The sequence below is a fragment of the Chryseobacterium sediminis genome (assembly GCF_008386505.1).
Lineage (GTDB): Bacteria > Bacteroidota > Bacteroidia > Flavobacteriales > Weeksellaceae > Chryseobacterium > Chryseobacterium sediminis.
Genome location: NZ_VUNZ01000003.1, coordinates 83,817 through 103,538, shown reverse-complemented (window position 1 = coordinate 103,538; position 19,722 = coordinate 83,817). Strand labels below are relative to the sequence as shown.

18 protein-coding genes and 1 tRNA gene are annotated in these 19,722 nt (G+C 36.0%); 14 read left to right on the top strand and 5 right to left on the bottom strand.

Going from position 1 to position 19,722, the window contains the following annotated elements:
- Nucleotides 1–63: 63 nt before the first annotated feature.
- Nucleotides 64–399: a HopJ type III effector protein gene (locus FW780_RS15845; protein WP_149834501.1), complete on the bottom strand. Its 336-nt coding sequence runs from the start codon at nucleotides 397–399 to the stop codon at nucleotides 64–66.
- Between the two features lie 168 nt (nucleotides 400–567).
- Here FW780_RS15845 and FW780_RS15840 point away from each other — a divergent pair, with 168 nt between their 5' ends.
- The 3 genes from FW780_RS15840 (at nucleotide 568) to FW780_RS15830 (ending at nucleotide 4,157) form a co-directional block, all read left to right on the top strand.
- Entirely contained in the window at nucleotides 568–1,950 is a 1,383-nt protein-coding gene (locus tag FW780_RS15840; protein ID WP_149834498.1) for an RtcB family protein, read from the top strand.
- Nucleotides 1,951–2,048: 98 nt separating this feature from the next.
- Nucleotides 2,049–2,159 (top strand) — tRNA-OTHER (locus tag FW780_RS15835).
- Nucleotides 2,160–2,402: 243 nt separating this feature from the next.
- Nucleotides 2,403–4,157 carry a hypothetical protein gene (locus FW780_RS15830; protein WP_149834495.1) on the top strand — a complete coding sequence of 585 codons (1,755 nt, stop codon included), beginning with the start codon at nucleotides 2,403–2,405 and terminating at the stop codon, nucleotides 4,155–4,157.
- Nucleotides 4,158–4,390: 233 nt separating this feature from the next.
- On the opposite strand, the gene FW780_RS15825 is transcribed toward FW780_RS15830, so the two are convergent.
- Genes FW780_RS15825 through cobT form a run of 3 tightly spaced genes read right to left on the bottom strand, consistent with a single transcriptional unit; the run spans nucleotide 4,391 to nucleotide 6,717 of the window.
- On the bottom strand, nucleotides 4,391–4,945 hold the full coding sequence (locus FW780_RS15825) for a histidine phosphatase family protein (protein WP_149834492.1): 555 nt from the start codon (nucleotides 4,943–4,945) through the stop codon (nucleotides 4,391–4,393).
- Complete coding sequence (locus tag FW780_RS15820) at nucleotides 4,930–5,712, bottom strand: adenosylcobinamide-GDP ribazoletransferase (RefSeq protein ID WP_149834490.1); 783 nt, start codon at nucleotides 5,710–5,712, stop codon at nucleotides 4,930–4,932. The genes FW780_RS15825 and FW780_RS15820 overlap by 16 nt, the downstream gene beginning before the upstream one ends.
- On the bottom strand, nucleotides 5,713–6,717 hold the full coding sequence (gene cobT / locus FW780_RS15815) for a nicotinate-nucleotide--dimethylbenzimidazole phosphoribosyltransferase (RefSeq protein ID WP_149834488.1): 1,005 nt from the start codon (nucleotides 6,715–6,717) through the stop codon (nucleotides 5,713–5,715).
- Between the two features lie 233 nt (nucleotides 6,718–6,950).
- Between cobT and FW780_RS15810 the strand changes: the two genes are divergently transcribed.
- The 5 genes from FW780_RS15810 to FW780_RS15790 all read left to right on the top strand — a co-directional run bounded on the left by FW780_RS15810 (nucleotide 6,951) and on the right by FW780_RS15790 (nucleotide 11,059).
- The gene (locus tag FW780_RS15810) at nucleotides 6,951–7,700 is read left to right on the top strand and encodes a nucleotidyltransferase domain-containing protein (RefSeq protein WP_149834486.1); all 750 of its coding nucleotides are present in this window, start codon (nucleotides 6,951–6,953) and stop codon (nucleotides 7,698–7,700) included.
- An 11-nt stretch (nucleotides 7,701–7,711) separates the two neighbouring features.
- Nucleotides 7,712–8,356 carry a hypothetical protein gene (locus tag FW780_RS15805; protein WP_149834484.1) on the top strand — a complete coding sequence of 215 codons (645 nt, stop codon included), beginning with the start codon at nucleotides 7,712–7,714 and terminating at the stop codon, nucleotides 8,354–8,356.
- Complete coding sequence (locus FW780_RS15800) at nucleotides 8,353–9,084, top strand: ATP-grasp domain-containing protein (protein ID WP_149834481.1); 732 nt, start codon at nucleotides 8,353–8,355, stop codon at nucleotides 9,082–9,084. The genes FW780_RS15805 and FW780_RS15800 overlap by 4 nt, the downstream gene beginning before the upstream one ends.
- Nucleotides 9,085–9,176: 92 nt before the next feature.
- The gene (locus tag FW780_RS15795; protein WP_149834479.1) at nucleotides 9,177–9,887 is read left to right on the top strand and encodes a tunnelling fold family protein; all 711 of its coding nucleotides are present in this window, start codon (nucleotides 9,177–9,179) and stop codon (nucleotides 9,885–9,887) included.
- 65 nt (nucleotides 9,888–9,952) lie between these two features.
- Nucleotides 9,953–11,059, top strand: coding sequence for a nucleotidyltransferase domain-containing protein (locus tag FW780_RS15790; RefSeq protein WP_149834476.1), 1,107 nt, complete (start codon nucleotides 9,953–9,955; stop codon nucleotides 11,057–11,059).
- A gap of 90 nt (nucleotides 11,060–11,149) precedes the next feature.
- Here FW780_RS15790 and FW780_RS15785 read toward each other — a convergent pair whose 3' ends face one another.
- Complete coding sequence (locus FW780_RS15785; RefSeq protein ID WP_149834473.1) at nucleotides 11,150–11,491, bottom strand: TfoX/Sxy family protein; 342 nt, start codon at nucleotides 11,489–11,491, stop codon at nucleotides 11,150–11,152.
- Between the two features lie 168 nt (nucleotides 11,492–11,659).
- Between FW780_RS15785 and FW780_RS15780 the strand changes: the two genes are divergently transcribed.
- From FW780_RS15780 to FW780_RS15755, 6 genes are all read left to right on the top strand, one after another.
- Nucleotides 11,660–12,175: a DUF2975 domain-containing protein gene (locus FW780_RS15780; protein ID WP_149834470.1), complete on the top strand. Its 516-nt coding sequence runs from the start codon at nucleotides 11,660–11,662 to the stop codon at nucleotides 12,173–12,175.
- A gap of 1 nt (nucleotide 12,176) precedes the next feature.
- Nucleotides 12,177–12,380 carry a helix-turn-helix domain-containing protein gene (locus tag FW780_RS15775; protein ID WP_002980904.1) on the top strand — a complete coding sequence of 68 codons (204 nt, stop codon included), beginning with the start codon at nucleotides 12,177–12,179 and terminating at the stop codon, nucleotides 12,378–12,380.
- A 165-nt stretch (nucleotides 12,381–12,545) separates the two neighbouring features.
- The gene (locus FW780_RS15770; RefSeq protein WP_149834467.1) at nucleotides 12,546–13,418 is read left to right on the top strand and encodes an ABC transporter ATP-binding protein; all 873 of its coding nucleotides are present in this window, start codon (nucleotides 12,546–12,548) and stop codon (nucleotides 13,416–13,418) included.
- 2 nt (nucleotides 13,419–13,420) lie between these two features.
- Entirely contained in the window at nucleotides 13,421–16,645 is a 3,225-nt protein-coding gene (locus tag FW780_RS15765; protein ID WP_149834465.1) for a M1 family aminopeptidase, read from the top strand.
- 119 nt (nucleotides 16,646–16,764) lie between these two features.
- Nucleotides 16,765–17,205, top strand: coding sequence for a MarR family winged helix-turn-helix transcriptional regulator (locus FW780_RS15760; protein WP_149834462.1), 441 nt, complete (start codon nucleotides 16,765–16,767; stop codon nucleotides 17,203–17,205).
- A 7-nt stretch (nucleotides 17,206–17,212) separates the two neighbouring features.
- A complete protein-coding gene (locus tag FW780_RS15755; RefSeq protein WP_149834459.1) occupies nucleotides 17,213–19,630 on the top strand; it encodes an outer membrane beta-barrel family protein in 2,418 nt (805 codons plus the stop codon).
- Nucleotides 19,631–19,722: the final 92 nt, after the last annotated feature.

Here is a 19,722-nt window from a genome sequence, read left to right as displayed (position 1 = left end):
GTGTTTAGTGATTGGTGTTTTTAAATAAGCTATTCGCCTATTTATTTTGCTCTTTTCTAAAAGTTATTTTTCTTTTAAGGCATTTTCGTCAAAAGTAACCCCTTCCCAGCCAAACTTCATAAAGTTTCGGATATTCTGATGATCAGTTCCTTCAGGGTTTTTCAATACATCTTCCCTGTAAAATTCACCAAAAAGCCAAAGTGTTTCTTCTTTTGTTAAATCCTGAATGCTTGCGAAGCTGAAGACTTTACATGAACCATTGTTTTGTCCTGCCTGATTCGTTGTATCTCCGTTTTGAAAAGCTGTAGGAGTAAACTCATAATGATCATCAATATACGCGATAACATCACCAAACTGAATCGTTTCCGGGAAATGTTTTAATTGTTCTAATAGTACCATAACTGCAGATTTAATTTTGTTTTATATTGTTTCAGGCTTATTTACTAATTCATATGATCAGCTTTTTACCTTTTTTATAACTTTTTGTAAAAATAATTAAAATTTCTTTATCTACGCAAAACTATTGCGCAATAATGATATTACTTTGCATCATCAAAATGAAACAAAATGGAATTTAATGGAAATCATTTAATCGAATTAGGATATAGACCAGCAAAATGGTTTAAAGATGCCATTAGCTATATCAATGAGAATAATCTGGATGAACATCAGATTGCAGAATATCTGGTACAGTTCAAGCAGCCGGATCTTATTCCGCTTCATGAAACAGCTAAAGATTTTATGATCAACATCCGTGCAGAACACGAAAGTGAAAATGATAATGTGGAAAAAGTAATCAGAACCATGAAAGTACTGATGAAAACTCCTACACTAATTGGCGGAGCTATCATGCCTGATGCCTGCCCTACAGGTCCTGAAGGTCAGATTCCGGTAGGTGGTGTCGTAATTGCCAAAAATGCCATTCACCCGGGATTTCATAGTGCTGATATCTGTTGTTCAGTAATGCTGACAGATTTTGGAAAAACCAATCCTAAAGATGTTTTGGACGCAGCTCATTCTATAACGCACTTCGGATACGGAGGAAGACCAAGAGGTGAGCAGATGCCGATGTCTCAGGAACTGATGGATGCTTTCAGAGAAAATGAATTCTTAAATGATGAAAAGCTGATCAGTATTGCCCGTTCTCATATGGGAACTCAGGGAGACGGAAACCACTTCCTTTTTGTAGGAACTTCCAAAAATACCGGAAATACAATGATGGTAACCCATCACGGATCCAGAGCGCCAGGAGCAGCCTTATATGATAAAGGAATGAAGACCGCCAACCGTTTCAGACAGGACATCTCTCCTGAAACATTGAGAGAGAACGCCTGGATTCCTTATGAAACTGAAGAAGGTAAATCTTATTGGGAAGCACTTCAACTGATCAGACAATGGACAAAAGAAAACCATACGTCTCTTCATGATGCCGTGCTGAACAAGCTGGAAATAGAAAAGGAAAACAGATATTGGAACGAACATAACTTCGTTTTCAAAGATGGAGACCTGTTCTACCATGCAAAAGGAGCTACTCCTCTGGATGATAAATTCATGCCTGATATCACAGGACCAAGACTGATTCCGTTGAATATGGCAGAACCAGTACTTATCGTGCAGGGAAAAACAAATGAAAGAAACATAGGTTTTGCACCGCATGGAGCAGGAAGAAATTTCAGCAGAAGCCAGCATAAAAGATCTTTATCTCATAAAACAACTGAGGAAATCTTCAATGAGGAAACAGAAGGATTGGATATCCGTTTCTACTCTAATGAAGTTGATATTTCTGAGCTTCCAAGCGCTTATAAAAGTGCTAAGAATGTAAGAGCGCAGATTGAGGAATACGGACTTTGTGAAGTACTGGATGAAGTGCTGCCTTACGGATGTATCATGGCCGGAGATGTTGAAAAGAATGCACCATGGAAGAGAAAGAAGAAATTCAGAAAAGCATAATTTTAATTTAAATACAAACCTTAAAGGTTTTAAAAAACTAATAACCAAACCTTACGGATATAAAGCCTTAAGGTAAATGAAAACTTTTTATAACGGCAGGGGTAGTAGCTCAGATGGTAGAGCAACAAAATTACTTTTCGCTGCAGGCAACTAAAGTTCCTATAAATCGCCAAGATTGTGGGTCACAGGTTCGAGTCCTGTCTGCTCCTCAATGTAATGAAAATGCTTATATTAACTTATTCATTTTTCATTAGTTAAAAAAAATTAAGGCAAAGAAAGTTCCTATAATTCAGATTTACTTTCCGCCTTTTTACAAATTATAAGGCAAAGGGGGTTCCTATATTTTTTGGATAAATTACTCCCCGCTTTTTATAAACTATAGGTAAAAGGAGTTCCTATACCCTTCACTTTTAATGAATCTACTCCTCACTTATTTTTTTAAAATTAAAACAATGAAAACACTACAATTATTCAATGCTGTATTGGCTAGAGAATCGAATGCAGAGCCATTTATTTCTAATGACGGTTTTATTATTGAACCTAATGCAGTTTGGGCAAAAAATGAAATCATCTCTTATTATGCTAAGGAAAAACTGAATGGAAATGATTTGAATAAAACTTTCCATAAATCCTGGGAAAAAATAAAGAACACTTGCAGAATTGAATTGTTTTTTGAACAGATCCGTCATTATATTTCCACCTATGGAAGTAATTTTCAGAGTGAAATTTACATTCCTAAAGAAATTTTGACTGTTCCTGACACAAAGTTGATTTTTAAAGTAATCAAAGCTTATACAGTAGAAGAAATGCAGGAAAAATGCCTTTCTCTCCTAAAGTCAGGGATTGCTTTGAAAGAAGAAACCATTGATGATTTGCTGTATATTCTGCATACGGAGCTTGAATATGATTTCACAGGAAAAGAAAATATCAGAAATAAGGAAGCCATTATAAAAATAGCTGATCTATATGATATTTATCCTGAGAATCCTGTTGAATTTTTCCGTTATGTCATTTATAAAACGACCAATACAACGCTTTTAATCAAAAACGATGAATTGATCGATTTAATTAAGCAAAGTAATTTTAACCCAACCTATCTGTTTGAAAGTTTTGGAATGGAAAAAATGGCAGAAATTTTTAATAGATTTAAACCTTTATTCCTTGCTTATAAAAATAGAGCTCCGAAAGCCATTAATAAAATTTCAAAGCTCTCTAAAGTATACCACAAGCCACTGATTTCAAACCCATTGAATGATGCTACGAATACATTACTGGAAAACAGTGATTGGCATTGGCTGGAAAATGCAACACCATTTGCATTGTTTAAAGCACTGTCAGCATGTTACTCAAGAATGTATGGTCAGGATACGTTTGTCTATAGAGTCAGAAACGGAAAATCATGGACTAAAAAGGGTAAGGAAACTTACGTGAATCAGTTCAACTATGAATTTATTTTAGATTTTCTGAGACTGAAGTTTGAAAACATTTCCGGAAAGAAGTTTTACTTCCCTGAGAATGTAGAATTTGCGTTGCCAACTTCTGAAAAAATGTTTGTAGGAAATATTCCTACCGGAACCCGTTTTTATGGTGAAAGACTTGCTGTAGGTATTTATTGGGAAGATCAATGGGGAGCCAATGATCTTGACCTTTCAGGATTGAATATTGCTGGAAAAATAGGTTGGAATGCTGCTTATAATCATGGTGACGGACAATTGATGTACTCCGGAGATATGACATCTGCGCCTAACGGTGCCGTTGAATATCTTTACGCCAACAAAGGCCAATGTGCCCCAACACTTGTCATGAATAACGTTTTCAGCGGAGAGGCAAATTGTGGATATAAAATCGTGATCGGAAAAGGAGATAACATTTCTTACGATTATATGATGAATCCGAACAATCTCCTTGCTGAAGCGAAATGTAATTCTGTGCAAAAACAAATGATTCTGGGAATGCTGGTGACAAAAAACGAAAAGCAATGTTTTGTATTATTGAATTTCGGAGCCGGACATTCTCATGTTTCAGGAAATAGTCAGGTTTCCATGATGGCAACAAGTGCATTATATCAGCAATGGTATGACGCTATGCCTTTCAATGAGCTTGTAAAAGAGCTTGGAGCTGAGATTACGACAGAAAAGTCTGAGGCTGACTTTGATTTTTCACTGGAAAGCCTGGAAAAAGATAGTTTTATCAGAATTTTTAAATAAATTCTTTCACGTCATCTGATAGTATCGGATGGCGTTTTTTTGTGGGATTTTACTTAGTAAACGCTGAAAACCACCCCGTCAAAAATTCTTTGAATTTTACCACCCTCCGAGGGAGTGGAATTGTCACGTCTTCAGATGGGATATTGGTCAGAATTGTAATTTCGCAATTCATTTTCATAATAAACACGGAGTGGATTCCTACGGAATGACAAAGTAAAGAACTTTTACTGCGATTATACATTCATCTTTTTAACAGAAAACATTCCTTCATCTACATTAATAATCACTTTCTTTCCATAATCAATCTGAAGATTAAACATATTCTCCAACGGAAACTGAAGCACCTCCTGAAGGATCAGACGAATGACTCCGGCATGGGTGATGATGAGAATTTTATTGGTATCTTTTTGCTGAATCAATTCATTCCAAAAGCTTAGAGCACGGTTCTGCATTTCAAGGAGATTTTCACCTCCTGAAGCTTTAATATTGATAAAATCTTTGTACCAGGGATTTATTTCTTCTTCCGGAATATCGGTCCATTTTTTCATTTCCCAGTTTCCGAAATTCATTTCGCGAAGCCTTTCGTCCGTTTGATAATCAAAATTAAAATAATCAGCCAAAAGACGACAACGCTCAGAAGGACTGGAGATTATAATATCATAATTCTTATCTATCTCCAGCGTTTTAAAATCTTCAGGATAATCTTTTCTTAAAGGTATTTCAGCAAAACCATAACATAGGTTCTCCGGATTTTCTACGGCGGTATGACGGATTAAATGAATTTCCATGCGATCATTGTTCCTAAGTAAAATAAAACTTCACAAACCTGCTGTACAGATCCCAGACAATCTCCGGTATATCCGCCAATGTGCTTTTTAAAATACCATCCCATATATATTTTACCTGAATAAGCCAGTGCAAAAGCGAAAATCAACCGCCAGTCAGGAATCAGGGCAAAAGCAATTACAACACTGATAAATCCTACCAGCAGAGCCATTCCATCTAATGGTTTATTGGCTAAAGGTTTTGATTTGCTGACATCAATATCAGTAACATATTGGTGAGTATAAATCATCGTTCCCGAAATAAACCGGCTTGCCGTATGCGCTAAAATAATAATACCTAAGACTCTCAATGGAGCAACAGCTCCCAAAGCGTGAATGCTATAAAATTTCAAAGCAAAAAGAAGAATAATTCCAATGGTTCCATACGCTCCTACCCGACTGTCTTTCATAATAGTCAGGATTTTTTCCTTTCCATATCCACCCCCAAAACTGTCGCACATATCTGTAAAACCGTCTTCATGGAACGCTCCGGTAAGTAAAACACTGGAAATCATCATTAAAACAATTCCTATTTCCAGATTAAAAAGCATCGTAGAAAGATAAAGAACCAATGCATTGATGAGTCCTATTACCAACCCGACCCAGGCAAAATATTTTTGAGATCTGTTCATAATCTCACTGGAATAGGGAATGGTAAAAGGAACCGGGATTCTTGTGAAAAACATCAATGCTGTTGCAAAGTAGATCAGTTCATTTTTTATGGATTTCATTTACTCTTTATTTGATACATTTGCCCCTTCAAAGCTTGACATTTCGTTCAGGAAATTAACGGCACTTTGAATAATGGGATAAGCCAATGCGCAGCCTGTTCCTTCTCCAAGGCGCAGATTGAGGTTTAAAATAGCTTTCTCTCTCATCAGTCCTAAAAGCTGAGGGTGGGCATTTTCATTGCTTACATGGCAGAAGATGCAATTGTTCAATATTTCAGGATTCTTTTTCCAAACCGTGGCTACTGCTACCGTCGCAATAAACCCATCCACCATGATCAGCATATTATGGTGATACGCTTCTTCTATTGCACCGATCATTTGTGCAATTTCCAATCCGCCAAAGCTTTGAGCAATCTCATCTTCATTCATTTCAGATGGATATTTTTCAATAGCTTCGGTTAAAATACTGATTTTATTCTGTAATTGATGGTCATTTAGTCCCGTTCCACGTCCGATACAATTGGTAATAGGAATATCAAATAGTTTACTCATCATCAATGAAGAAGCTGAAGTATTCCCGATTCCCATTTCACCGAAACCAATAATGTTACAGTCTTTTCCGGCAATTTCATTAACTACAGCCTTTCCATTTTTAAGTGCCTGTTGATATTCTTCAGGAGTCATGGCAGGTTCTTCCAGGATATTACGACTGGATTTTCTCACTTTTTTATTCACCAGATCCAATCCTTCTGGAAAATCAAAATTGACACCTGCATCTACAATTTTAATCTTAATACCATTTTGCCTGCAAAAAACATTGATGGCTGCACCTCCACCCAGAAAATTCATAACCATCTGATAGGTAACTTCCTGTGGATAGGCACTTACTCCTGCTGTGGCAATTCCATGGTCCGCCGCAAAAACTACCATATGAGGATTCGATAACTTTGGGGAAGTGGTTTTCTGAACCATTCCGATTTTGTGGGCAATATGTTCCAGATGCCCTAATGCACCCAGTGGTTTTGTTTTAAAATCAATTTTATGCTGTAATTCTGATGATAACATGGGTATTAAATGTAGTTATGTTAAATTGAGAAAGTGCAATATTAGTGAAATGAGGAGGATTTTGTATGGTGTACGATGTAAAAAGTAAAATGTATTAATGATATAAAGGCTGGAAGTTAGATACACACCCTCAAACCCTCTCACTCTATTACCCTCTGACTCTCCCACACAAAAAACTCTACGTAAGAACATTGCGCACACCATTCTTTACTTTGTATCATAAATCAAAAACAATGACACCAAAAATACTTGAAAAAATAAAAGAAGTTGAGGCAAGCAGAGGCGTAGAAGTCCTTCTTGCGGTAGAATCAGGAAGCAGAGCCTGGGGTTTTGCCTCTCCCGACAGTGATTATGATATACGTTTTATATACCGTCATGAAAAAGACTGGTATCTTTCTCCCTGGGATAAGGATGAAACGATAGAATTTATGACTGAAGATGATCTTGACGGTTCCGGTTGGGATCTGCGGAAGACTTTTCACCTCTTGCTAAAATCGAATGCTGCTTTACTAAGCTGGTTTTATTCACCAATAGTATATAAAGCAGATGAAAAGTTTGTAGAACTGTTCAGACCTCTGGCAGATGTCTGTTTTTCTCCGGTAGCAGTTTCTTACCACTATTTAAGCATGAGCAAGAAATATCTGGAAGCCTGCAGAAGTGATGAAGTAAAATTAAAAAGTTACTTTTATTGCTTACGAACCACATTAACAGGAAAATGGATCATAGAAACAGGGACTGTTCCTCCTGTATTATTCAGTGATCTGCTTGTTTTAACAGATGATGAAACCAGACGGAAAATAGAAGATCTTGTCACCTTAAAAGCAACCAAAGAAGAATCTTATTACCATCCGAACGATTGGGCACTGTTTGAATTTCTGGAGAAAACAATCGCTGAGAATGAAGAAAAATCAAAGAGCCTTTCAGGTGGAAAGGCGGATAAAGTAGAGATGGAGAAGGTTTTCAGGGAGATATTAGCACTATAAATCAGACCAATATGAAGCAATTATCTGAAAGAGCATTATGTTTTGTTGAAAAAATCGGAAGGAACAAGGAATATGAAATTGATTTAGGGATTTTAGAAAATCATCTCAGATTTTATCATCTTCAAAATTCTTCTGAAATTATAAGCTTTCAGGAAAAATTTTCTGGATTAAATATTTATGATACTGTACTTCATATTTTTACACCTAAACAAATAAAAAAAAATAAAGGAGTAAATACCTACCAGTGGAAAGGGCAAACTTTATTTTCGATTAATGATAGCTTATATATTGCTGAAAATGGTGAAGTTTTCATAAGAGATTGCGGTTGTGAATCTTGGAATTTTTTTTCTTATTTTGAAAGATTTGAAACATTTATTGAACAACAGGCTTTTTTTGAAGAATACAGATACTATATGAAACTTCCAGGGCTTGGAAATAATTGGGTTGATTCTATTGATTTGCTTTCAGATTATTTCTCAGATTATGAATTTATTGCTGAATGTTCTGACAAGTACCATCGTATTTGGAAAAACGAAATAAATATAATTCACGCAAGATTATACCCTGAGGGATGGAGTCTTTTTATTGATGGTATATCTGAAGATGAACGGCATGCATTAATACAAAAATTAAAAACAGAAAAAAAAATTACATGAAAAATATAATCGCACTCTCTCCCATGTATACGGAGGACAGTAATAACCTGAAGAAAGCATCACTCAATACTTCCTATGAGCTAAACCGTTTCAATGCAAAATGGAACGTTCCTGAAGAATTTCGTAAGGACGTGATTGCGGTATATGGTGAGGATATTTATGCAGAAATTGTTGCGGAACAATGTAATCTAACATTAACAAAACCTAATGATAACTGGCTTTCAAAAATTTCAGAAGAATTTACAAAGCGTAAAATTGTTTACGGAAAGCTGAAAGATTTCGTACATGAAGAAAATATATTCATTAAATGTTCAGACTTTAAAAGCTTTAAAGCAGGTGTTTTCGATAAAGTAACGAATATCAAAGGTTTTGAAACACTGGATCCGGAAAGCATGGTTTTCACCTCTGAAGTTGTAGAATGGGAACTTGAGGTAAGATGTTTTGTTTTAAATAATGAAATTAAAACATATTCTTCTTATTGGCGAAACAATACTTTCGATACCAATATACTGTCGGAAAAAGAACAGAAAGATATACTTGCTTTCTTTGAATTATTTATTCAAAAATACGCCTCTACACTCCCTTCTGCAATTGTGCTGGATTTTGGAATTATAAAAGGAAAAGGTTGGGCTTTGATTGAAGCAAATCCGGCCTGGTGTTCCGGATTGTATGCATGTGATGCTGAAAAAGCATTGGAGGTAATTGTAAACAGCTGTATTAAAAATTAGAATTATTATTCTGTAGTTCTAGTTTTTAATTTCCATATTACAAACTAGAAAAAAGTTTCTTGATAATTTTTAAATTACTAAAGAAAACATCTATGCATTATAAAATCATATATAATGAAGAAAAATTAAAGGAATTTATCAATTGGCTTCCTGATCTTCAATCCAATGAACAGTATTACGTACAACTTCTGGCAAGGAAAAAATACAATCCCGAAACAGGATTGAAATCTGATAAATCTCAGTTGAAGCGTTTTACATCTTCAAAAGAAAGGTTATTTCATAAGATCAGTCAGCTTGAACTTCCTATTGGAAGATATGAATCCGGAGGGGAAAATATTTCTCAGGATAATCTGGCGTTGTACATTACCCCAAATCCACGTGATCTGCATAAAGCATCATTGCTAATGATGAGAGAGATTTCTGATAAACTGATCCAAAATGATAATGCTATTAATCCTCATGCATTAGCTTTAAATATTATTCAAACCACGACATCAAGAAAAATCTTCTTTGACCTTGATATTGATTTTAAAATCGGAAATCATCAAGTTGCAATTAATCAATTCAAAAAAGATATAGAAAACTGTATTAATCCTGATAGTCTCACATTTATCAAAACTAATGGCGGACTGCATTGTCTTATAAAACTGGGAGATATCAAAAAAGAATACCAGAAAAACTGGCATCAAAAGGTATCACAGCTAACATGTGATGAATATGAAGTAACTATGAATGCTGATAATGTTCTTCCAGTTCCTGGAGCCATTCAGGGAATTGACTTTTCACCTTATTTTTTAATTTAAACTACAATATCTATACTTAGTAACAAGATAAAGTTTTAATTTTTTACAATTAAAAAACAATTAAAATGACTATTTCAGATCTAAAAACCCGCAACCTCCTCCTCTTTGAAGCCATTTCCGGAAGCCGGGCTTTTGGGCTGGCAACGGAGAATTCTGATACAGATATCCGCGGGGTATATTATCTGCCGAAGGAAGATTTCTTTGGACTGAACTATATTCCGCAGATTTCCAATGAGACCAATGATCTTACGTATTATGAAATCGGGAGATTTGTAGAATTGTTGCAGAAAAACAATCCTAATATTCTGGAAATTCTGGCAAGTCCGGAAGATTGTATTCAATATAAACATCCACTGATGGATCTATTGAAAACGAAAGATTTTTTGTCAAATTTATGTAAAGATACCTTTGCTGGCTATGCCGTTTCACAGATTAAAAAAGCAAAAGGTCTCAATAAAAAGATTTTAAATCCGATCGACAAAAAAAGAAAATCTATCCTGGATTTCTGTTTTATCCTTGAAGGACACGGTTCTGTACCCTTGAAAAAATGGCTGCATGAATTCCCCTCCTGTGGAGGGGTGTCCGAAGGACGGGGTGGTTTATCACAAGAGAAATGCGGATTAATAAACATTGATCATACAAAAGGAATGTATTCGTTATTTTATGATGAATCGGGAACGCTGGGCTATAAAGGAATCATTCAGAATGAAGAAGCGAACCAGGTTTCCGTATCATCCATTCCTAAAGATGAGAAACCGGTTGCTTATCTATTTTGCAACCTTGATGCCTACTCTGTTTATTGTAAAGACTACAGGGAATATTGGAAATGGGTAGCTGAGCGCAATGAAGACCGTTACAATGTCAATCAGACCCACGGACAGAATTACGACAGCAAGAACATGATGCACACCATCCGATTACTGCAGTCCTGTGAACAGATTTTTAAAACCAATTCACTCACGATCCGTGTAGAAAACCGTAACGAACTCTTAGACATCAAAGCAGGAAATCAATCTTATGAAAGTGTAATGCAAAAGGCAGAAAGCCTTATAGAATCAATAGAAAAACATTATTCTACATCCAATCTTCCTGAGTACCCGGATCTGGAAAAAACAACAAAAATACTTATTGAAATAAGAAAAAAACTGTACGGAGATAATGATAAATTATAAATGATGAATTATGAATGTGGGATTGTTTAACTCCAACACTCCCACTCTCTCACTCTCAAACCCTACAACCCTACAACCCAACATCACCACTCACTTCTTTGAAGCCTTTGCCATCGGATTATAATCCAGACAGATTTTGATCCAATATTCAAAATCATCTGCTTTTTGAAAGCCAGTGGGTTCTACATAACAATATCCATTTAACTGCTTTCCTTTCATAATCATTGGCAGGAAGCCTTTCCTTTCCGAAACTTCATCTTCCATCTCAGGATCGTAACGGCACATCAGATTATCGTGGCTGATGTTGATACACATCTTCCCATTCACCAGAAAAGACAGTCCGCTGAACATTTTCTTCTCTTCAATCTCAACATTTTCTACCATTGAAAGCCGTTCACGAACCCGGTCGGCAAGTGCAGTACTGTAAGCCATAATTTCAATTTTTTTGTTATTTAAAATTAATTAAAAACAATGATTATCACACTATTCTATTGAATCTTTTAATAAACCTCAAATTCAAAAAAATAAAATTTTATTTAAATTAATTATTGTTTTACGATAATTAATTATACATTTGCAATAGTAATTAATGTTCGTACCATGAACCAGACCAAAATTATTTCAAGGATTTTATTTTATATCTGCTCTGTATTGTCAGCCGGATATTTAATCACTTTTGTATACTCCCTATTCTGTCTTATCACCGGATTTGCGGTTACCCCTTACAAAGAGGAAAAATTCCTCCACATCAATTATCCGTTTACAGAACAGCCCTTTCTGAATATAGAAAACAATTATCCCTATATGATATTTTCTTTTATAGCAGTCCTTGTCACTTATGGAATCTTTTTCTGGTTATCAGCCAGGGTTTTCAAAGTGTTTTTCCAAGATAAACTGTTTACTCAGGAGAATATCATTCAGCTTAAGAAATTTTACCTGTACAATATTTTTATCCCGCTTCCACTGGTGATTATCGCGAGTTTCTTTGTGGAAGTAGAAAGTATGATATGGGGACTGGTGTTTATTCACTTTATGCTTGGAATTTTCTGTCTGTTTCTTGCGAATATCTTTAAGCAAGGACTACATTTGCAAAACGAACAAGACCTATTTATTTAAAATGCCAATTATAGTCAACTTAGATGTGATGCTTGCCAAACGAAAAATGCAGAGTAAAGAATTGGCAGAAAAACTGGGTATCACCCCCGTCAACCTCTCTATCCTTAAAACCGGAAAAGCCAAAGGTGTCCGCTTTGATACGCTTGAAGCCATCTGTAAAATTCTGGAATGCCAGCCGGGAGATATTCTTGAATTTAAAGAGTAAACTTGCTGGGTTTGAGAGTTTGAGGGTAAGAGTGTTTGAGACGGTGAGAGTTTAAGTGTAAAAATTCCACATCTAACTTCCAGCTACCCTCCAAACCCTAAACTTTAAACCTCTAAAATTGCTACCGAAAGGTGGCCTGTCCTTCTATTCCCCAAACACAACGCTATGAATACATTATCCATCAACAATCTTAGTCTAACCTACAAAAATGGTTTTCAAGCCATTAAGAACATTTCTCTTGACATCAAAAACGGAATGTTCGGGCTGCTTGGTCCTAACGGAGCCGGAAAATCTTCTCTGATGAAAACCATTGTCGGACTTCAGAAACCAACATCGGGAACGCTGCTTTTCAATGAAGTAGATATTATTAAAAATCCCGATTACATCAAGCAAAATCTTGGATTTCTTCCTCAGGATTTTGGAGTTTATCCGAAAGTATCCGCCTATGATCTCTTAGAACATATTGCCGTATTGAAAGGTATTACCGATAAAAACCAACGTAAAAATCAAATTCTGGGTCTGCTAGAAAAAGTCAACCTTTCTGATTTTGCTAAAAAAGAAGTACACACCTTTTCAGGAGGGATGAAACAGCGTTTTGGTGTAGCTCAGGCACTGTTGGGTGACCCGAAAATTATCATTGTGGATGAACCTACTGCCGGATTAGACCCTGAAGAACGCAACCGTTTTAATACATTACTCAATGATATCAGTCAGGATGTTATCGTTATTCTGTCGACCCATCTCGTTGAGGATGTCAGAAACCTTTGCTCAGAAATGGCGGTGATGAACCACGGACAGATTCTCAGAAAAGGAAATCCCGCAAAATTAATCGCTGAACTGGACAACAAAATCTGGTCAAAACCTATTGATAAAACCGAACTGGAAACCTATGGTTCCAGCTATGAAATCATCAGCAGACAGCTTCTTGAAAGAGAACTTCACATTACCGTATTTTCTGAAGAATCACCTCAGGATTTCAGTTCTGTAACCCCTTTATTGGAACACGTTTATTTCCATACACTCACCCAAAAACCTTAATCATGAACACTATATTTTTATTTGAGGCCGGACGCACTACCAAGCACTGGCTTACCTATCTTGTGGCCTTACTTTTGGTGGCTCTTGGCATTTTTTGCGGCAATCAGTTCAATCTTTCAGTAGGAGAAGGAATTTATTTAAACTCACCTTATACCATTGGTTTTATGACCGGCATGCTGAGCCTTGCTGTTATTTTTTTTGCCACCGTGTATGCCTTACAACTACTATTTAAAGATCAGGATTCAAAATTTGACCACATCCTGTTTTCATTTCCATTTTCAAAATCTACTTATCTGAAAGGGAAATTCACTGCTTATTTTCTTCAGACATTTATAAGCTTTTCTTTCTTAATGACAGGGTTTCTCATCGGTCAAATTATGCGTATCGGAAGTGAAATGCAGGAGAGTTTTAATATCATACATTACATTTACCCATTATTGATCTTTGGTCTTATCAACAGTTTATTTGTCTGCAGTTTTCTGTTTCTCATTTCATTTATTGTCAGGAAAAAACTGCTGGTTGTAGTGGGCGGACTGCTTCTGTATGTATTTTATATGATTATTTTACTTTTTTCCAACTCTCCTTTTATGGCTGGAAGTTTGCCTCAGTCTTTAGAAACACAACAGTTTTCAGCTTTGATTGATCCTTTTGGTCTGTCTGCTTATTTCATGCAGGCCCGTGATCTTAGTGCGCACCAGAAAAACATTCAGATAGTTCCTTTTACAGGCTATCTGTTGTTCAACAGACTCTTATTTATCCTTATATCCGTTGGATTTCTTCTTCTTTCACTCAGATTATTTTCGTTTTCTAATTTATCGGGAAAGAAAGTAAAAACATCGGGAATTAGTCAATCATTATCTGAAACGAATGGATCAGACTATTCCACTGTTTCAGCTAACTTTGGCGGACTTGCTTCTTTTAGGTCTGTATTTTCCTTTGTGAAAACTGATCTTACTTATCTGTTCAAAAGTATTGCTGTTCCTGCTGTTTCTATCCTCCTGTTATTTTCTGTCGGCATGGAAATGTATGCCGAAATTGAAAAAGGAATCCGTCTTCCGCAGAAATATGCCGGTTCGGGGCTTATGGCGACAACAATTTCCGAAAACTTTCATCTGCTTGGTCTTCTTATTTCAGTCTATTTTCTGAACGATATCTTCTGGAGAAGTCGATCTTCCGGATTTTTCCTGATTGAAAACAGTACATATTTTTCAAAAAACAGAATAGCCGGACATTTTATCTCCATCAGCTTTTTACTGTTTTTCTTTACAGTAATTTTAATTGCTCAGGGAATTATTTTTCAGGCTGCTTATCAGTATTTCCATATCGACTGGAGTGCTTATCTTGGAGTTTTTCTTTTCAATACTTTCCCTCTGATTTTATTTTCAGGATTTATTTTGTTGATCAATGACAGAATTCCTAATAAATTTATTGCACTCGGAGTTTCTATTCTCGCAGTTTTTATATTGTCCGGTCCTGTTGCAGGGAAAATCATTTCCTACCCTCTTTTTAGAATATTTTCAGATTTCAAAGGGACTTATAGTGATTTTAACGGCTACGGCATTTATGAAAAGGCATTTGCTCAAAGACTTCTGTTCGGAGCGGGTGTTATCTGTATTTTATGGATATTCAATCGCTTAATCAAGATTAAAAAAATCTCTGTCATTCCTTCTGTCCTCAGTATTCTTCTGCTGGTTTCAGGAATCTTTGCCGGAATATTTTTTATGAAAGGGTATATTCCTAAAAATGAAGACGAGGCCATCTTAAGTTCAGTAGCCTATGAAAAAAACTTCCGGAAATATGAAAATCTTCCACAGCCTGATATTACTGATATTACCACAGACATCAAGTTGTATCCTTCAGAAAATGCTTATCAGATCGTAGGAAAATATACCCTTGTAAATCAAACCAGCCAGCCCATCAATAAAATTCTCGTCAATTTTAATGAGGATCTAAAGCTTGAGTCTGCTGCATTGACATCAGGTCCTGAAACAATGAAAATTGATAAAAACACTACAGAAGTTGTATTAAAACAGGCTATTCAGCCGGGCGAAACAGCTTCCCTGAATTTCACTTTGTCATACCAATGGTTTGCTGTCAATGGCCATCAATCCTTTAATGCTATTATTGAAAACGGTTCTTTTATGAGGATCAGCAGATATTATCCCACCATTGGCTATCAAAAGGATTATGAAATTCAGGATGAAAAACAACGCAGCCAGTTCAAATTGGGAAAACTTACAGAACTGAAGAAACCGGAAGCTCCTGAAGTGGTAAAAAAGGACTTTATCAACCTCAATATGACTGTTTCTACTGAAGGCAACCAAACAGCAATAGGCACCGGAGACCTTATCAAAAAATGGACAAAATCCGGACGTCAGTATTTCCAGTATAAAGCAGATCAGATTCCATTCCGTTTTGCTGTTTCTTCAGCTGAATATGAAATAAAAAGTGAGCGCTATAAAGGAATCACCATCAATATCTTTTATCATCAAAAACATTTTGAAAATGTGAATCATCTTCTGGAAAATGCAAAGCTTACTTTAGATTACTGCCAGCAGAATTTCGGGAAATATCCTTTCGCAACCATCAATTTTGCAGAGATTTCTTCTTTTACCAGAGGTTTTGCGGCAACAGCCTATCCTTCTGCGGCCTTTATGCCTGAAGATATGGTTTTCCATGCCAATATTCAGGCAGATAAAAAACAGGATGTCATCAATGAATTAGCCGGACATGAGCTTTCACATCTTTGGTGGGGAAACAGCCAGATTAATCCTGACGACAGAGAAGGTTCTGTAATGCCTACCGAAACACTGGCGATGTATACGGAAATGATGCTTTACAAAAAAATGCATGGCAGAGAAAAAATGATGGAAAGAATCAAAGTTCATGAGCAGATCTATGACAATGAAAAGGGATTGTCTGAAAATGTTCCCATCTATAGAGCTACAGGAGATGCTCCTCATATTTCTTATTCCAAAGGTGCTGCTGCCATGGTAGAATTGAGTAATTTAATGGGTGAGGAGAATGTAAATAAGGCATTAAAAAGCTTTCTCAACAACAATCAATATCCTAAGAAACCCACTTCACTGGATCTGATTAATGAGTTTTATAGAGTAACACAAGATCCTTCAGCCAGAAAACAGATTGACAGATTATTCAAAACCACAGATAATATAACTTTTACTTCAGAGCTGGAAAGCGCCTCCACAAAGACAAAACAGAAATAACTTACAGAACGTTTTTACTTTTTTTTGAAAATATTTTTCAGGAATTGTAACAAAATAAAAAGGGATTCTACCAATTAGTTGATATATCAATAATTGATACATCATTTTAAATTTGAAATATGGAAAAGTTAAATTCAATTATATTCTATAACATAGACAAAGCAATAAGAGCCTACAGAAACTATGCTCAGCGGCAGCTGAAAGCGCATGGTTATACAATCACGATTGATCAGTGGCTTATCATTAAAGCGATTCTGGAAAACCCGGGAATTACCCAGAATGAAATTGGTGATCTTGTTTTTAAAGACAATGCTTCTGTCACAAGAATTATTGATTTAATGGTAAAATCCGAATACATTACAAGACATGTTCATCCTGAAGACCGCCGAAAAACCAATCTGGAAGTAACAGATTCCGGAATAAAAGTAATCAGAGAGGTTCAGAATATCGTAGAGAAGAACCGTAAAACTGCTTTAAAGGGTATTAAAAATGAGGAACTGGAAGTCATGTATTCAGCTTTACTGAAAATTTCAGAAAACTGTCTTAACCCTAAAAAGTAAAAACGCTATGACCAGAATATTATCATTTATTTTTATCTGTATACTGATCTCAATCAGCAGCAGATATTCTGCCCAGCAGGCTGCACAGAGTTTGTCTTTATCCGGAAATATACAATCTGCCAAAGCCGAGCAGATGGAGATTAATCTGTTTGACGCAGACCAGAAATTAATCAAAACAGAAATTGCTGATAGTGATGGTAAGTTTAATTTTAATGATTTAAAAGAAGGAATTTATCAGGTAAAGATCAATAAAAACGGTACTGAAGTTTATCATTCGGAGAATATTTCATTGGCTGAAAATACAACGCTCCCTTCCATAGACCTGAATGTAAAATCTATTGAAGGCGTAACGATCACCAAAGCGAAACCTCTTATTGAAAGACAGGACGGAAAGATGATTATGAATGTTGAAAACAGCATTGCCAGCACCGGAAATTCGGCTTTTGAAGTATTGGAAAAAGCTCCGGGAGTGAGTATTGACAATAATGATAATATCAGCCTCCGCGGAAAAGGAAATCTCCTGGTTCAGATTGATGGCAAAAATACCCCGATGACCGGAAGTGACCTTGCCAATTACCTTAAAGGAATACCCTCCTCTACCATTGAAAAGATAGAATTCATTACCAACCCATCTTCCAAATATGATGCTGCAGGATCTGCAATCATTAATATTAAGCTTAAAAAGGAACAGAGAAAAGGAACGAACGGAACTGTTTCCACGTCTTTAGGAACGGGTAAATATGTAAAGAATAATAACAGTTTCAGCATTAATCACCGAAATAAGAAGATCAATATTTTCGGCAATTACAGTTTTGCCTACAGGGAAGCTTACAACGGTCTGGTACTGGACAGAAGTTTCTATGAAGCCAACAATTTCAAAAAAGCATATGTACAGGATAATTATCTGAAATTCAAGTTCAACAGTCATGTTGCCAAAGCAGGAATGGATTATTATCTGAATGATAAAAATGTTCTTGGATTTTCTGTAGGGCTGGTTTCAAACAAATTCAATGTGAACGGAGATAATTCCAATGTGACACTGGGAAGCAATCATCTTCCTGAAAGCTCATTCACCACCGTCAACAGATCAAATGACCGCTGGACCAATCTTTCATTCAACCTTAATCATAAATATACGATCGATTCTTTAGGTTCTGAAATTTCTACTGATTTCGATTATATTAATTATGCCAATTCTTCTCTGCAAAGTTTTGATACCCAAACACATGAAATCGCTACCGGAACGGATAATCTGGATATCATAAAAGGTGATATGGATGGAAAACTGAATATCTATTCTTTAAAATCTGATCTTACCAAGAATTTCAACAATGAATGGAAGCTGGAAACAGGAATTAAAACCAGCTTTGTAAAAACAGACAATGATCTGAAGTTTTTCAATGCAAGTTCCGGAATTCTGATCCCCGATCTTTCCAAAACCAATCATTTTATTTACGAAGAAAATATTAATGCAGTGTATGGAAACGTCTCTAAAAAATGGGAAAAGTTTAAAGCAACGGCAGGATTAAGAATGGAAAATACCAATGTAAAAGGAACTCAGCTTACCACCAATCAAGTTAATAAAAGAAATTACACGCAGCTGTTTCCAAGTGCTGTTTTTTCTTATGATCTGACAGATAAAAGCAACCTTGAAGTTAATTTCAGCAGAAGAATCACCAGACCAAGCTACAACCAGCTGAACCCGTTTAAATTCTATCTTGACCCTACCACTCTTAAGGCAGGAAATCCTGATCTGAATGCACAGACTACGATGAATTATGAGTTGACTTACAGTCTGAGCAACAAATATTTTGCCACATTAAGCTATAGCAAGACTTCTAATAATATCACAGATATTCTTAAACCTGTGGTAGAAAATGGGCAGGTAGTTACCGTACAGACGATCGAAAACCTGAGTTCCGTATCTTATTTCGGGCTAAATCTTATTGCTCCTGTAAAGGTGACCAAATGGTGGGATATGAACAACAGTGCTAATTTTTACTATGGATCATACACCGGAAATGTTTCAGGAACACAGATCAATAACAAAGGAAATTTCACGTTTAGCATCAACAGTATTAATTCCTTTAAATTAGGTAATGGTTTCACTGCCGAGCTTACCGGAAATTACAAAGCAAGAGAAATTTACGCCTATTTGAATGTAAGTCCTAACTGGTATCTGAATATCGGGGCTCAAAAGAAATTCAAAAACAATAGTACCCTAAAGCTGGCCTTTACCGATATGTTCTTCACCAGCAATATAAAAGGACAAACCGTTTATAATGATTATCTCGAAAACTTTGCCGTAAAAAGAGATACCCGTGTGGTGACACTTTCTTATACTTATAATTTTGGTTCTTCTAAAAACGGACAGCCCAGAAAAACAGGAGGCGCTGAGGATCTGAAACAGAGAGTTGGAACGTAATAACGTCATTGCGAACCGAAGATGGAGCAATCTCCCTTTTGAAAATTTAAATAATGAGATTGCTTCAATGCTCTGCATTTCGCAATGACATA

Coding starts and splice junctions, on each gene's coding strand:
- FW780_RS15845 (WP_149834501.1), bottom strand. CDS start 399: ATGGTACTATTAGAACAATTAAAACATTTCCCGGAAACGATTCAGTTT.
- FW780_RS15840 (WP_149834498.1), top strand. CDS start 568: ATGGAATTTAATGGAAATCATTTAATCGAATTAGGATATAGACCAGCA.
- FW780_RS15830 (WP_149834495.1), top strand. CDS start 2,403: ATGAAAACACTACAATTATTCAATGCTGTATTGGCTAGAGAATCGAAT.
- FW780_RS15825 (WP_149834492.1), bottom strand. CDS start 4,945: ATGGAAATTCATTTAATCCGTCATACCGCCGTAGAAAATCCGGAGAAC.
- FW780_RS15820 (WP_149834490.1), bottom strand. CDS start 5,712: ATGAAATCCATAAAAAATGAACTGATCTACTTTGCAACAGCATTGATG.
- cobT (WP_149834488.1), bottom strand. CDS start 6,717: ATGTTATCATCAGAATTACAGCATAAAATTGATTTTAAAACAAAACCA.
- FW780_RS15810 (WP_149834486.1), top strand. CDS start 6,951: ATGACACCAAAAATACTTGAAAAAATAAAAGAAGTTGAGGCAAGCAGA.
- FW780_RS15805 (WP_149834484.1), top strand. CDS start 7,712: ATGAAGCAATTATCTGAAAGAGCATTATGTTTTGTTGAAAAAATCGGA.
- FW780_RS15800 (WP_149834481.1), top strand. CDS start 8,353: ATGAAAAATATAATCGCACTCTCTCCCATGTATACGGAGGACAGTAAT.
- FW780_RS15795 (WP_149834479.1), top strand. CDS start 9,177: ATGCATTATAAAATCATATATAATGAAGAAAAATTAAAGGAATTTATC.
- FW780_RS15790 (WP_149834476.1), top strand. CDS start 9,953: ATGACTATTTCAGATCTAAAAACCCGCAACCTCCTCCTCTTTGAAGCC.
- FW780_RS15785 (WP_149834473.1), bottom strand. CDS start 11,491: ATGGCTTACAGTACTGCACTTGCCGACCGGGTTCGTGAACGGCTTTCA.
- FW780_RS15780 (WP_149834470.1), top strand. CDS start 11,660: ATGAACCAGACCAAAATTATTTCAAGGATTTTATTTTATATCTGCTCT.
- FW780_RS15775 (WP_002980904.1), top strand. CDS start 12,177: ATGCCAATTATAGTCAACTTAGATGTGATGCTTGCCAAACGAAAAATG.
- FW780_RS15770 (WP_149834467.1), top strand. CDS start 12,546: ATGAATACATTATCCATCAACAATCTTAGTCTAACCTACAAAAATGGT.
- FW780_RS15765 (WP_149834465.1), top strand. CDS start 13,421: ATGAACACTATATTTTTATTTGAGGCCGGACGCACTACCAAGCACTGG.
- FW780_RS15760 (WP_149834462.1), top strand. CDS start 16,765: ATGGAAAAGTTAAATTCAATTATATTCTATAACATAGACAAAGCAATA.
- FW780_RS15755 (WP_149834459.1), top strand. CDS start 17,213: ATGACCAGAATATTATCATTTATTTTTATCTGTATACTGATCTCAATC.